This is a genomic window from Epibacterium sp. Ofav1-8, assembly GCF_022348185.1.
GTDB lineage: Bacteria > Pseudomonadota > Alphaproteobacteria > Rhodobacterales > Rhodobacteraceae > Epibacterium.
On record NZ_JAKRFD010000007.1, the window covers coordinates 131,035 to 144,099 of the forward strand.

The following is a 13,065-nucleotide window of genomic DNA, read 5'->3' on the forward strand; positions in this document are numbered from 1 at the left end:
GGCGGCGATGGCCCTGCGTGGTTTCGGCTCTGTCTCCCCGGGAAATCAGAGAGGAGATGGGATTATGTCTAAGACTTCTGGCGTTCTTGCGGCGCTCTTTGCGGCCAGCGTGTTTGTGGCGGGCTGCTCCGACAATCAGGACATCAATGCGGTGACCGGCGCCTTGGCCGGTGCAGCAGTGGGCAACCAGGTCGGCTCTGGCAGCGGCAAGACCGCCGCGACCCTGATCGGCGGCGCCGTTGGCGCGCAGGTGGGGGCAAACGCGCCGCGTCAATGTACCTATCGTAACAGTGCAGGTCAGACCTACAAGGCCGCGTGCCCGTAACCTGTCTGGACCAAGAGCACATGACAGCAGCCGCTCCGACAGGGGCGGCTGTTTTTTGTCGCCCGCTGTGCGAAGGCCTTTGCAGCGGAACAGGATTGCAACAGAAAAAGCCCCGGCGCAGTGCCGGGGCAAATTGTTTTCGGGGCTGGCCATCGCGGCTTACTTCCGGGACGCCAGCAGCGGTGTAATGCGGCGCACGGTGACACGCCGGTTGGCCCGTTCGGCGTCCAGCACCGGCACCGCCAGATCGCTTTCGCCATAGCCCTGGATCACCATGTTTTCCGGCGGCACGTCAAAATACTCGGTCAGGGCCAGCGCCACGGTTTCCGCCCGGCGATCCGACAGCGCGAGGTTATAGGTCGCCGCCCCCACCGCATCGGTGTGGCCCTCGATCAGGAACACCTCGGTTGGATTTTGCTCGACCATCTGGCGCAGGGCATTGCCAAGGTCCGTCAGCTCTTCGGCCTGTTCCGGGCGGATCACCGAGGAGCCGGTCTCAAACGTCACCTTGTCGACGTTGATTTCCGGCACCAATCGGCGCACCGCATCGATGTTGCGCACCTGTGCCAGCGAGAAACGACGGTCAACGCCTTCGGGCTGTTGCGCCGCAAGCGCGGCGGCGAGATCCTCGGCGGAGATGCTGCCATCGGTTGCGAAGGCGCTCCGGCGCGGCGCCGCCTCGGGCAGTTCGGTCACCACGACCTTTTCAGCCTGTTGCGTGTCGTCGAACAACACCACCGTGCGGCCATCGGTCAGGGTCTTGCTGCGGCGCAACACACGGCCATCGGCGGCGCGGATGGTTTCGACCTCAATACCGTCGTCGCGCGTGACCACGGTGCGGGTGGAGCCGTCCTTGAACTGGTAGGTCTTCACGTTCGACCCCGGCTGGCGCAGCAGGGCGTCGTCATTCTTGATGACGCGGAACTGTCCGTCCTGTTCGACAACCGCGCGGTCCCCGCTGTTAGAGACCACGGTTTCACCGGATTTAAGCAATTGCCCAACCGCAAAGGCGCCAAGCCCCAAGAGCGCGGCCTTTTCCAGTTTGGACAGGCCATCATCGGAGTCTGCTTCGGCGCTCGGTGCGGCAGGGGCGGCGTCTTCGGTCGCGGCGGTCTCGTTCACCTTGGTGTCGAATTCCTCCGCAGAGCTGCGCGCGGTGTCCTCAGTCACGGTCTCTTCGATCACCTCAGCTTCGGCCTCCGCGTCATCCCCTGCGGCGGCGGCTGCGGTGGTTTCAGTCTGCGTTTCCGCCAATGCGTCGGCTTGTTCCTGACTGTTGCGTTCGGTGACTTCGGGGTTGTCAACAGGAGCACTCTCGGCCACCTCAGCCTCAGCCTCAGCCTCAGCCTCAGCCTCAGCCTCAGCCTCAGCCTCAGCCTCAGCCTCAGCCTCAGCCTCGGTGGTGGCGTCGGCGTTTTCCGCCGCCAGTTCCTCCGCTAGGGCCTCAGCGGCCTCATCGGTGGTTGGTTCTGCTTCATCGGCCGCGTCTGCGTCAGTCGCAGCGCCTTCTGCTTGATCGGCCTCGGCAGATTGCTCTGCCTCTGCGGGCTCTGTTTCAGCGGTGCTGTCAGTCGTCTCGGCGGGGGCGGTGGTGTCTTCAGCCTCCGCAGCAGCGGCCTCATCGAGGGGCGCTTCTTGCACCTCTTCCCCGGCGCCTGCTTCTGGTGCGGGTTCTGGTTCAGCATCTGCCGCCTCTTCCAGCTTCTGTTCGAGGTCGCTCACCTCCTCGGCGGCCGGTGCCAAGGCCGACAGGATGGAGCCGGACTGCAACTCAACCGGCAGCGCCTCATCATAGGTGCCTTCACCATATTCTGCGCAGAACGCGGCAATCGGGTCAGCCCCTTCGGCCTCTGCATCCGCCTCAGCGCCTTCGCGGCAACGCTCCACCAGCGCCGCGATTTCGGTCTCGCTCATCTGGCTGAGATCGAATGCTGCGTCGCCATCAGTTTGGGCCACGACCGGCATCGGTGCCGCCAGCGAGGTGATGACGGCCAATGCGGTGGCCGATCTGAAGAATCCCGGTTTCATTGCGCGTCCTTTCCTGTGTCAGCACATGACTGTGCCTGAAGAACGCAGAAACCGGACAAAAGTTGCATCACATAAACGTAAGGGCCACCCTTTGGGCGGCCCTTTGCGTGTTCGGACAGCAGTGTTGCGGGGTCAGATTTCGACCGGGGCAACCATGCCGACGATGTCGTAGGTCTTGCGCAGGATCGGTACGGTGATCTCGCGCGCGCGTTCGGAGCCTCGGGCGAGGATCTTGTCGATCTCGTCCTGATTTTCCATCAGCCGGGCCATTTCGGTGGTGATCGGCGCCATCTTTTCAACCGCAAGATCGGCCAGCATCGGCTTAAACTCCGAGAACTGCTTGCCACCCACATCCGCCAGCACCTGATCCACCGATTGGCCGGACATGGCCGCGTAGATGTTGACCAGGTTGCGGGCCTCCGGGCGATCCTCCAGCCCTTTGGCTTCCGAAGGCAGGGCCTCGGGGTCGGTCTTGGCCTTGCGGATCTTCTTGGCGATGGTGTCCGCATCATCGGTGAGGTTGATGCGGCTCGCATCAGAGGGGTCCGATTTCGACATCTTCTTGGACCCATCGCGCAGGGACATCACCCGGGTGGCCGCACCTTCGATCACCGGCTCGGTCTCGGGGAAGAAGTTCACACCGTAGTCGTGATTGAACTTGATCGCGATGTCGCGGGTCAGCTCAAGGTGCTGTTTCTGATCCTCGCCCACCGGCACATGGGTGGCGTGATAGACAAGGATATCCGCCGCCATCAGCGCGGGATAGGCCAGCAGGCCGAGCGAGGCATTCTGTTGGTTCTTGCCGGCCTTGTCCTTCCACTGGGTCATCCGCTGCATCCAGCCCATGCGGGCGACACAGTTGAAGATCCAGGCCAGTTGCGCGTGCTCCGGCACCTGGCTCTGGTTGATCAGAATGGATTTTTCCGGATCAAGCCCGGCGGCGATAAACCCGGCGCACAGCTCACGGGTGGCCTTTTTCAGATCAGCCGGGTCCTGCCAGACGGTGATCGCATGCAGGTCGACCATGCAGTAGATGGACTCCACGTCCCGCGCTTGCCAGTCGACGAACCGCTTCAATGCACCGAGGTAATTCCCCAGATGCAGATTGCCCGAAGGCTGGATGCCTGAAAAGACACGCGGGGTGAAGCTGGTTTCGCTCATCGTCGAAAACTCCCGTCTGGAATTATGCACCATCGTCGCTTACCCATGGCGCAGAGTATCGTCAACAGGCCTAGACCCGCAGAGAGCGCGAGAGAGCGCCGGAGAGCAGGACCAATGCAAGATCCAAACCAATCCCCCTTTAACGCGCTGCCACCGGTGGTGGTGGCTCTGGTGATCGTGATCCTCGGGATCGAAGTGGTGTTCTCGCTCGGCGCGCGCGGCCTGATCGGCGGGCCGGAGGCGGTCGGCTGGCGATTGAGCGCGCTGCAGGAATACGGCTTTGGCGCGCAGTATTTCTGGTGGATGTGGGAGAGCGGAACCTGGCCCTTTGACCTGCTAAAGCGCTTTGTCACCTACGCTTTTGTGCATGGGGTTTTTACCCAGACGATCTTTGTCTGCGTGTTCCTGCTGGCCATGGGCAAGATGGTCGGCGAAGCGATGGGAGAGATCGCCGTGGTGTTGATCTTTCTCGGCTCTGCCATCGGCGGGGCGCTGGCCTATGCGCTCTTGGTTGGGGGCAATGTGGCGTTGATCGGGGGCTTTCCGGCGGTCTACGGGCTGATTGGCGGATTTACCCATCTGTTGTGGCTGTCGCTTGCGACCGTGGGGGCGCAGCAATATCGGGCGTTCTCCCTGATCGCCTTCTTGATGGGCATTCAGCTGCTCTTTGGCCTGATCTTTGGCGGCAGCCCGGAGTGGGTGGCCGACCTTGCGGGCTTTGGCACCGGATTTATGATGTCGTTCTTTCTGGTGCCCGGCGGGTGGGCGCGGATCTTGCAGAAACTGCGTCAGGAACGGTGATGGGGTGGGTCCCTACGGTCAGGCTTTGCCGCGCCGCAGGGCCGATCTGAACTCCGACAGTCTGAAGGCCCCGATAATCTGGCCGATGGCGAAATAGGCCACCGCACCGATCACGATCAGCGCCAGCAGGGCGAGGTAGCGCCAATAGGCTGTCGCCAACGCCGGGCCGAGCAGCGCGGCGGCGGCGAACAGCACAGCGCCCATGGCGATAGCGGCCAGCACGATGCGCAAGCAGCGGCGTTGAAAGCGCGCGTCAAACTGCGCTGCCGCGCCCATGCGTCGTGCGCCAAGCCAGAGTTGAAGCACCATCACCCAGCCCGCCGCCGGGGCGGCGATGGCCGGGGCCAGCCAGCCAAAGACAGGTTGCAATCCCACCGCAAGAACCGCGTTCACAACCATCGCCACAAGCGCGTAGTGAAACGGGCTGCGGGTGTCTTCGCGCGCAAAATAAAGCGGTTGCAGCACTTTTTGCAGCACAAACGCCGGCAGCCCTGCACCGTAAATGGCCACGGCCATGGCAATGGCTGCTGCGTCCTGCGGCCCCGTTGCGCCACGCTCATAAAGGACAGAGACCAGCGGCACCGGAATGGCGATAAAGGCCACGGCGGACGGGATCGTCAGCAGCAGGGAAAACTCGCCCGCGCGCGACAGCGCATCCTGCGCGCCCTGATCGTCTCCGGCCCGCAGGCGGCGCGACAGGTCGGGCAGCAAGACGATGCCCACCGCGATGCCCACCACGCCAAGCGGCAATTGATAGAGCCGATCCGCCAGCGAAAGCCAGGAGACCGCACCGGCGTAGCTGGAGGCAACTGCCTGACCCACCACCAGATTGACTTGTGTCACCCCCATCGCGAGGGCGGCGGGCAGGGCGACGCGCACCAGTTGCTTCATCTCGGGGGTGAGGCGGGGCAATCCGGGACGCAGGGAGATACCCGCACGCGCGGCAGCGCTCCAGACCAGCGCCAATTGCGCGATGCCTGCAAAGGGGATCACCCAGACCAGCCAGTCGATCACCTCTTGTCCCAGCAAGGCGCCCGCGATCATTGCGGCGCAGGCGAGGATGTTCAACAGCACCGGCGCCGCCGCTGCGGCGGCAAAGCGCCCGGTGGCATTCAGAACGCCGGAAAACAGTGCGGCCAGCGACATGCAAAGGATGTAGGGAAAGACAATGCGGCCATAGCCGACGGTCAGATCAAACCGCGCATCCCCGTCAAAACCGCCGGCGGTCAGCAGCACCAGCGCTGGCATGAACACCATGCCCAATGCCGTCAGCAACAGAACCGAAGCGGCAAGGAGGTTGAACGCATCCTGAGCAAAGCCCTGCGGGTTCTCATCCGCCTCCCAGCGTTTGGCAAACATCGGCACGAAGGCCGCGTTGAACGCGCCCTCGGCAAAGAACCGGCGGAACATATTGGGCAGGCGGAAGGCGGCGTAAAACGCATCCCCCAGAACACCGGGGCCGATATAGGCGGCGATCAGGATTTCACGCATGAACCCCAGTATGCGGCTCGCCAGCGTCCAGAATCCGACTGTCATAAAGCCGGACATCAATTTGATCGGCTTCATGTATCGGCCCGCTTTGCACCGTCGATGATGGCTTCGCGCAGTTTTTTCTCAAGCGACTGCTGCTTGGCTGCGGAGTGGTATTTCAAACCGAACATGTCCTTGACGTAGAAACTGTCCACCACCTGTTCGCCATAGGTCGCAATGACCGCATTGGCGATATAGACGTTCGCCGCCGCCAAGGTGCGCGCCAGATCATAGAGCAGGCCGGGGCGGTCGCGGGTGTCGACCTCGATGATGGTGTAGATATCGGAACCATCGTTATCAAAGGTGATATGGGTCGGCACCCGGAAGGCACGCTCGCGCTTCTTGATCTTGTCGCGCGATTTCAACGCGTCACGGGCGATCACTTCACCATGCAGGGTTTTCTCGATCATGCTGCGCAGGCGGGGCAGGCGAGAGGCCTCGAACGGGTGACCGTCGGCATCCTGAATCCAGAAGGCATCGGTCACAAACCCGTCCTTGGTGGTGTAGCTGCGGGCATCGACCACATTGGCCCCCACCAGCGCCAGCGCGCCCGCGATACGGGCAAAAATGCCCGGGTGGTCCGGCATCACGAAACAGGCGCGGGTGGCGTCGCGGTCTTCGTCCGGGTGCAGACGCACCAGCATGGCCGAAGGGTCATCCAGCCTGTCGATCTCGCGCAGCATCTCGGCAAAATCCACATGCGCGGTGACATGCAACCCCTGCCAATAGGGCGGATAATGGCGGGCGGTTTCGCGTTTGACGGCGGATTTTTCCCAGTCGGGCAGGGCCTTGCGCAGGCGTTTCTTGGCCTCGGTGCCGCGATGCTCGCGGTTGAATGCCTCCAGCCCGTTTTCCATCGCGTCGCGGGTCTGGTTGTAAAGCGCGCGCAAGAGCACCGCTTTCCAGTTGTTCCAGGTATCGGGGCCAACGCCACGAATGTCGCAGACCGTCAGCAGCAGCAAGAGATCCAGCCGTTTGACCGTCTGCACCGCCTTGGCAAAATCGCGCACCGTGCGCGGGTCGGCAATGTCGCGTTTCTGTGCGGTGTCCGACATCAGCAGATGGTAGCGCACCAGCCATTCCACCGTCTCGGATTCGGATTTGTTGAGCCCCAGCCGAGGCGCGACCTTGCGGGCGATCTGCGCGCCAAGAATGGAGTGGTCCTGCGGGCGTCCCTTGCCGATGTCATGCAGCAGCATGGCGATGATCAGCACCTTGCGATTGACGCCCTGTTTGATCAGCGAGGACGACAGCGGCAGCTCATCCTCCAGCTCGCCCCGCTCAATGGCAGAGAAGTTGGAGATCACCTGGATCGTGTGCTCATCCACCGTGTAGGAGTGATACATGTTGAACTGCATCATCGCCACGATCGGCTCGAACTCCGGGATGAAGGTCGACAGAACCCCCAGTTCGTTCATGCGCCGCAGCACGCGCTCCGGGTTGCCGTGTTTCAGCAGCAGGTCGATGAAGATCCGCCGCGCATCCGGGTTGTTGCGCATCTCGTCATCAATCAGATGCAGGTTGCCGCGCACCAGTCGCATGCTGTCGGGATGCAAGAGCAGGCCGGTGCGCAGGGCTTCTTCGAACATGCGCAACAGGTTCAGCTTGTCCTGCAGGAAACTCTCGGGATCGGCAATTTCCAGACGGTTGTGATTGATCTTATAGCCGGCTTTGACGCGCGGTTTGCGCCGGAAGATGCGCTCCAGCAGCGGTTCGCTCTTGAGCTGGCTGTCTTCGAGTTTGGAGAGCAGGATGCGGGTCACATCGCCCACTTGCGTGGCGTGGCGGAAATAATCCTGCATGAAGACCTCGACCGCGCGCCGGCCGGAGGTGTCCTGATAGCCCATGCGCTCGGCGACTTGCACCTGCATGTCAAAGGTCAGTTGCTCGGTGGCGCGCCGCGCACTCAGATGCAGATGCGCCCGCACGGCCCAGAGGAAGTTTTCCGCCTTGGCAAAGAAATCAAATTCTTCGGGGCGGAACAGGCCGAGGGGCACCAGTTCGGCCACGTCCTGCACCTTGTAGAGATATTTGGCGATCCAGAACAGCGATTGCAGATCGCGCAAGCCGCCTTTGCCCTCCTTGACGTTGGGCTCCACCATGTAGCGTTCGCCCTGCTTCAGGTGGCGCGCATCGCGTTCGGCCAGCTTGGCGTCGATGAACTCGGCGGCGTCCTTGGCAAAGAGATCCTTTGCCAAACGCTCTTCCAGCTCTGCCGCGAGGGGGCCGTGACCGGCCAGAAACCGATGCTCCAGCATGGCGGTCCGGATGGTGAAATCCTCAGAGCCGAGGCGGATGCAGTCCTTGATGGTGCGGCTGGAATGGCCGACCTTCAGCCGCAGATCCCACAGGATGTAGAGCATGGACTCAATCACGCTCTCCGCCCAGGCGGTGATCTTGTAGGGCGTCAGGAACAGCAGATCGACGTCGGAAAACGGCGCCATCTCGCCCCGGCCATAGCCCCCGACCGCAAAGACAGAGATCCGTTCACCGGTGGTGGGGGTGGCGATCGGGTGCAGCACGTCCACCGCCGCAGTCAGTGCCGTCGTCACCAGCCCATCGGTCAGATAGGTATAGGACCGCGCGAGCTCCCGGGCGGCAAAGGGCTGGAGTTCAAAGGCCTCGGCAATGGCGCTGCGCCCGGCCTGGTTGGCCTCGCGCAACAGCGCCACCACGGCGGCGCGAAACTCGGCCCCCTGCACCTCCTGAGACAGTTCATGCACCCGGGCGCGGATCGCGTCGGTGTCAAAAATCGCACTGGGGTCGCAGATCAGCGACCCCAGAGGTTCAGGAAGGATTTTGGTGTTGGCGTCCGCCGGTTCAGGAACCGGCTCCGGGGAAACTTCTGGGCGCTGGGTCAATGATGACGACTTTCTGATCCTGGATCGTGGCAACGGCAAGGCCGCGTTCATTGGTGCCATCCGGGCGCAGGCGGAAAATACCACCGGTGCCCTGGAAGCCCGCGGGCTGGGTCAGGGCAGCGCCGGTGAGGGCACCGGAATTGCCGGCGCTGACAAGCGCGCCGATCGCGGCGATCCCGTCATAGGCGAGGCCGCCGATGGGGTGCGGGGCTGCACCATAGGTGGACTGGTAGCGCGCCCGGAAGGCTTCGGTCTTCTGCGGGTCGGGCAGGGCGAACCAGCCGTTCTGCACGCCGGGCAGCTCCAGCGTCTGGGCGGGAATGTCCCAACGGGTGAGGCCCATGTACTGCACGTCGGTGGTCTTCACGCCCGCCTCGGGCAGCAGCTGCGTCAGCAGCGGCAGCGCACCTGCGGTGGTGGCGGTCATGAACATGACATCCGCATTGGACTGGCGCACGCTGTTGGTAATGGTCGGAACCGCGTTGATGACGCCCTGCTGCGACAGGTCGTAGCTCACATTGCCGGCCAGCGTCATGCCGCTCTGAACGGCGGCCTGCTGGATGGCCGAGCGGCCCGCCTGGCCGGCGGCATTGTTGCCGGAGACCACGACCATGGTGCGTTTGCCCTGACGGGCTGCATATTGCGTCAGCCGGTTGGCGGAGTTGTCGAAGGTGGCGCCCATGACAAAGACATTACCGCCGGCGATCGAGGTGTTGTTGGAAAAGGCCAGCACGTTGACGCCGCGCTTGGCCGCCGCGATGCCCGCGGCATTGGCGGCTTCGGCGTAGACCGGGCCGAGGATGATGCGCGCCCCGTCCTGCACCGCCTGTGTCGCCACATTGGCGGCGGTCTGCGGGTTGCCGGCGGTGTCGTAGACGCGCAGGTCCACCTGCACACCGTTGAGGTCGGCGATTGCCAGACGCGCCGCGTTTTCCAGGCTTTTCGCCAGCACATCATCGCCGCGCTGCGCCGACCCGCGTGGCACCAGCAGAGCAACAGGGACAGGTTTCGAGGTGTTGATGGTCGGTCCCCCACCGGAAATCGCGCCGGGGTCACAGGCCGCCACAAGGGCGGAGGCCGCTACGGCGGTGGCGGTCAGGACAATCTTGCGGGCCCGATTGAAAACAGCAAACATAAAGCGCATAAACTCCCTGTTCCGGGCTGCGGCGTTATGCATCGCGCACCCGTTTTGGTTCGGGGCGATCATAGACGACCAGAAAAGCGGGTCCAGCGTGAATCATAAAATCGTCAGTTTACCGCCGGGGTTGTACTTCGTCGCAACGCCCATCGGCACCGCACGGGATATCACCCTGCGCGCGCTCGACGTCCTGGCCTCGGCCGACGTGATCGCGGCCGAGGATACGCGCTCCATGCGCAAGCTCCTCGACATCCACGGGGTGCCACTGGGGGACCGCCCCGTCGTGGCCTATCATGACCACTCCGGGGCCGGGGCACGCGCGCGTCTGATGGCGGATCTCGCGGCAGGAAAATCGGTGGCCTATGCGTCCGAGGCGGGCATGCCGATGATTGCCGACCCGGGCTATGACCTGAGCCGGGAGGCGGCGCAGGCAGGCCATCTGGTGACCGCGGCACCGGGGGCCTCTGCCGCGCTTTGCGCGCTCACGCTTGCAGGCTTGCCGACGGATGCGTTTTTCTTTGCCGGGTTCCTGCCCAATGCCAGCGGCGCGCGGCGCAAGCGCCTGGAAGAGGTGGCAAATATTCCCGGCACCCTGGTGTTTTACGAATCACCCAAACGCGTCGCGGCCTCGCTTGCGGATATGGCGGCAGTCCTTGGCGGGCGCGAGGCGGCCCTGTGCCGTGAGCTCACCAAAAAATTTGAAGAGGTCCGCCGCGGATCGCTCGCCGATCTTGCCGCGGGACTTGCCGACGCGCCGGTAAAGGGTGAAATCGTCATTCTCGTGGACCGTCAGCGGGCGGCCGCGGCCAGCGCCGCGGATCTGGAGGCCGACCTGCGCGCGGCGTTGCGGGACAACTCGGTCAAGGATGCAGCCGCCATTGTCGCCGAGGCGCATGGCGAGCCACGTCGCAAGATCTATCAACAAGCGCTTCAGATCGCGCGCGAGGACTGAGGGCGGACAGCAATGGGGCAGGGCAAACGGGCGACGGGACAACGGTCTCATATCGCAGGCGCTGCCGCCGAGGAGATCGCCATTCGCGCGTATCTCGCCCGTGGGTATGCGGTGGCCGAAACACGCTGGCGCGGCCCGCATGGCGAGATTGATCTGATCCTGCGGGACGGCGACGGCGTGATCTTTGCCGAGGTCAAGTCGAGCGCCACCCGCGACGCAGCCGCCGCCCGTATTCGCCCTGCGCAAATGCAGCGGGTGATGGCCAGCGCGGCCGCCTTTCTCGATGGCGAACCCAAGGGGCAACTCACCGACGCGCGGCTTGATGTGGTGCTGGTCTGGGGCGCGGGCGAGGTGGAGATTATCGAAAATGCCTATGGCCACGGCTGAGCCATTGAACATGGCCCGCGCCTGCGCCATGTATCGATGGTGAAACAAGGGACACATAGTATGAAAATCGCATTTCAGATGGACCCGATCATGGGCGTCGACATTAACGCCGACAGCAGCTTTCGCCTCGCCGAAGAAGCTCAGAAGCGCGGGCACGACCTGTTTTATTACGATCCCGATCAGCTGGCCTATCAGGAAGGGCGCATTACCGCGCGCGGTCAGGACATGGTGGTGCAGCGCGTCGCCGGCACCCCGGCCACGTTGGGAGAGATGCGCGAGGTCGATCTGGCGGATTTCGACGTGGTCTGGCTGCGCCAGGATCCGCCGTTCGACATGCACTACATCACCGCGACCCATCTGCTTGACCGGCTGAAGGACGTGACGCTGGTGGTGAATGATCCCTTCTGGGTGCGCAACTACCCGGAAAAACTGCTGGTTCTGGACTTCCCGGAGCTGACGCCGCCGACCACCATCGCCCGTGATCTGGACACCATCAAGGCGTTCAAGGCCAAACATGGCGATGTGATCCTGAAGCCGCTCTATGGCAATGGCGGGGCCGGCGTGTTCCGGCTGGATGCCAATGATCGCAACCTGTCGTCTCTGCACGAGCTGTTTACCGGCTTCAGCCGCGAGCCGCTGATCGTGCAGAAATTCCTGCCGGATGTGTCCAATGGCGACAAGCGGGTGATCCTTGTGGATGGCGAACCGGTGGGCGCGATCAACCGCGTGCCTGCGGCGGGGGAAACACGCTCCAACATGCATGTGGGCGGGCGGCCCGAAAAGATCGGCCTGACCGACCGGGACCTTGAAATCTGCGCCGCGATCGGCCCGCTGTTGAAAGAGCGCGGCCAGGTGTTTGTCGGCATCGACGTCATCGGCGACTACCTGACCGAGATCAACGTGACCTCGCCCACCGGCATTCAGGAGCTGGAGCGGTTCAACGGCGTCAATATCGCCGAAAAGGTCTGGGAGGCGATCGAGGCGCGCCTCGCGTGAGCCGCGCACTTGATCTGCTGGTGACCGGGTTGCGCCATGTGGCGCGGCCCCGTCTGCTGTCCGTAAAAGAGCCACAGGTGGCGCGCGCCGAGTTCGAGCGCATGGCGCGGCTGGCATTCCGATCGCCGCCCCATCTGTGCCATATCCAGGATCGCGCCGGGCTGGACCGCATCCAGTGTGGCCGCTGTGCGCCCGGCAAGATCGTGCTTTTTATCCATGGTGGCGGTTATATCGCCGGCAGCCCCAGAAGCTACGCCGCGATGCTGGGTCGGTTGTCGCTGCTTTCCGGGCTCGAGATCTGTGCCCCGGATTATCCGCTCGCACCGGAGCACCCCGCTCCGGCGGCCTTTGACGCCGCCGTTGCAGCCTGGGAGCATCTGATCGCATCGGGCTATGCGCCCGCTGATGTGGTGCTGGGCGGGGATTCCGCCGGGGGCGGCGCGGCGCTGGCACTGTTGTCGCATCTGTGCCGCAAGGGCACCCCGCCAGCGGCCCTGTTTGCCATGTCCCCCTGGTGTGATCTGACCCTGAGTGGCGATAGCCTGACCCGCAATGCGGATCGCGATCCCTTCCTGCCCGCCGCGCGCATCCGGGAACTGGTGGACTATGTCCTGCCCCCGGGGATGGAGGCCGCCGATCCGCGTATCTCGCCGCTGTTTTCGGACTTTCCGGACTGTCCGCCGGTGTTGCTGCACTATGGCGAGACCGAGATCCTGTTTGACGATTGCCGCCGCATGGCCGCGCAGCTGCGCGCATCTGGTGCGGAGGTTTCGGAGGATGTGCATCCCACAGCGCCCCATGTCTGGCACCTGTTTGATGGCTGGATACCGGAAGCCCGCAGATCGCTGTGCGATATCGCCTATTTTGCACGCATGTCGCTGTAACC

Annotated in this window: 11 protein-coding genes; 6 read left to right on the forward strand and 5 right to left on the reverse strand. The window is 63.6% G+C overall.

Annotation, left to right across the window (positions count from 1 at the left end):
• Positions 1-64: 64 nt before the first annotated feature.
• The gene (locus MHM97_RS12970) at positions 65-325 is read left to right on the forward strand and encodes a glycine zipper 2TM domain-containing protein (protein ID WP_239322773.1); all 261 of its coding nucleotides are present in this window, start codon (positions 65-67) and stop codon (positions 323-325) included.
• 159 nt (positions 326-484) lie between these two features.
• On the opposite strand, the gene MHM97_RS12975 is transcribed toward MHM97_RS12970, so the two are convergent.
• Together MHM97_RS12975 and trpS are read right to left on the reverse strand one after the other, a co-directional pair.
• Entirely contained in the window at positions 485-2,353 is a 1,869-nt protein-coding gene (locus MHM97_RS12975; RefSeq protein ID WP_239322774.1) for an OmpA family protein, read from the reverse strand.
• A gap of 132 nt (positions 2,354-2,485) precedes the next feature.
• Positions 2,486-3,514, reverse strand: coding sequence for a tryptophan--tRNA ligase (gene trpS / locus MHM97_RS12980; protein WP_239322775.1), 1,029 nt, complete (start codon positions 3,512-3,514; stop codon positions 2,486-2,488).
• A 114-nt stretch (positions 3,515-3,628) separates the two neighbouring features.
• Here trpS and MHM97_RS12985 point away from each other — a divergent pair, with 114 nt between their 5' ends.
• Positions 3,629-4,315, forward strand: a complete 687-nt coding sequence (locus MHM97_RS12985) for a rhomboid family intramembrane serine protease (protein WP_239322776.1) — start codon at positions 3,629-3,631, stop codon at positions 4,313-4,315.
• Between the two features lie 18 nt (positions 4,316-4,333).
• On the opposite strand, the gene murJ is transcribed toward MHM97_RS12985, so the two are convergent.
• Genes murJ through MHM97_RS13000 form a run of 3 tightly spaced genes read right to left on the reverse strand, consistent with a single transcriptional unit; the run spans position 4,334 to position 9,841 of the window.
• A complete protein-coding gene (murJ, locus tag MHM97_RS12990) occupies positions 4,334-5,881 on the reverse strand; it encodes a murein biosynthesis integral membrane protein MurJ (protein WP_239322777.1) in 1,548 nt (515 codons plus the stop codon).
• A complete protein-coding gene (locus MHM97_RS12995) occupies positions 5,878-8,706 on the reverse strand; it encodes a [protein-PII] uridylyltransferase (RefSeq protein WP_370645729.1) in 2,829 nt (942 codons plus the stop codon). Before MHM97_RS12995 ends, murJ begins: the two co-directional genes overlap by 4 nt.
• Positions 8,666-9,841 carry a penicillin-binding protein activator gene (locus MHM97_RS13000; protein WP_370645730.1) on the reverse strand — a complete coding sequence of 392 codons (1,176 nt, stop codon included), beginning with the start codon at positions 9,839-9,841 and terminating at the stop codon, positions 8,666-8,668. The genes MHM97_RS12995 and MHM97_RS13000 overlap by 41 nt, the downstream gene beginning before the upstream one ends.
• Positions 9,842-9,938: 97 nt before the next feature.
• Between MHM97_RS13000 and rsmI the strand changes: the two genes are divergently transcribed.
• From rsmI to MHM97_RS13020, 4 genes are read left to right on the forward strand one after another with little or no spacing between them, the layout of a single operon-like run.
• A complete protein-coding gene (rsmI, locus tag MHM97_RS13005) occupies positions 9,939-10,796 on the forward strand; it encodes a 16S rRNA (cytidine(1402)-2'-O)-methyltransferase (RefSeq protein ID WP_239322779.1) in 858 nt (285 codons plus the stop codon).
• Positions 10,797-10,808: 12 nt separating this feature from the next.
• Entirely contained in the window at positions 10,809-11,183 is a 375-nt protein-coding gene (locus MHM97_RS13010) for a YraN family protein (RefSeq protein WP_239322780.1), read from the forward strand.
• 60 nt (positions 11,184-11,243) lie between these two features.
• Complete coding sequence (gene gshB / locus MHM97_RS13015; protein WP_239322781.1) at positions 11,244-12,179, forward strand: glutathione synthase; 936 nt, start codon at positions 11,244-11,246, stop codon at positions 12,177-12,179.
• Positions 12,176-13,063, forward strand: a complete 888-nt coding sequence (locus MHM97_RS13020; RefSeq protein WP_239322782.1) for an alpha/beta hydrolase fold domain-containing protein — start codon at positions 12,176-12,178, stop codon at positions 13,061-13,063. Before gshB ends, MHM97_RS13020 begins: the two co-directional genes overlap by 4 nt.
• Positions 13,064-13,065: the final 2 nt, after the last annotated feature.

What these genes read in the sequence shown, in the direction of transcription:
- gshB (WP_239322781.1), top strand. Translation starts at nt 11,244, where the DNA reads ATGAAAATCGCATTTCAGATGGACCCGATCATGGGCGTCGACATTAAC.
- trpS (WP_239322775.1), bottom strand. Translation starts at nt 3,514, where the DNA reads ATGAGCGAAACCAGCTTCACCCCGCGTGTCTTTTCAGGCATCCAGCCT.
- MHM97_RS13000 (WP_370645730.1), bottom strand. Translation starts at nt 9,841, where the DNA reads ATGTTTGCTGTTTTCAATCGGGCCCGCAAGATTGTCCTGACCGCCACC.
- murJ (WP_239322777.1), bottom strand. Translation starts at nt 5,881, where the DNA reads ATGAAGCCGATCAAATTGATGTCCGGCTTTATGACAGTCGGATTCTGG.
- MHM97_RS12970 (WP_239322773.1), top strand. Translation starts at nt 65, where the DNA reads ATGTCTAAGACTTCTGGCGTTCTTGCGGCGCTCTTTGCGGCCAGCGTG.
- MHM97_RS12985 (WP_239322776.1), top strand. Translation starts at nt 3,629, where the DNA reads ATGCAAGATCCAAACCAATCCCCCTTTAACGCGCTGCCACCGGTGGTG.
- MHM97_RS13010 (WP_239322780.1), top strand. Translation starts at nt 10,809, where the DNA reads ATGGGGCAGGGCAAACGGGCGACGGGACAACGGTCTCATATCGCAGGC.
- MHM97_RS12975 (WP_239322774.1), bottom strand. Translation starts at nt 2,353, where the DNA reads ATGAAACCGGGATTCTTCAGATCGGCCACCGCATTGGCCGTCATCACC.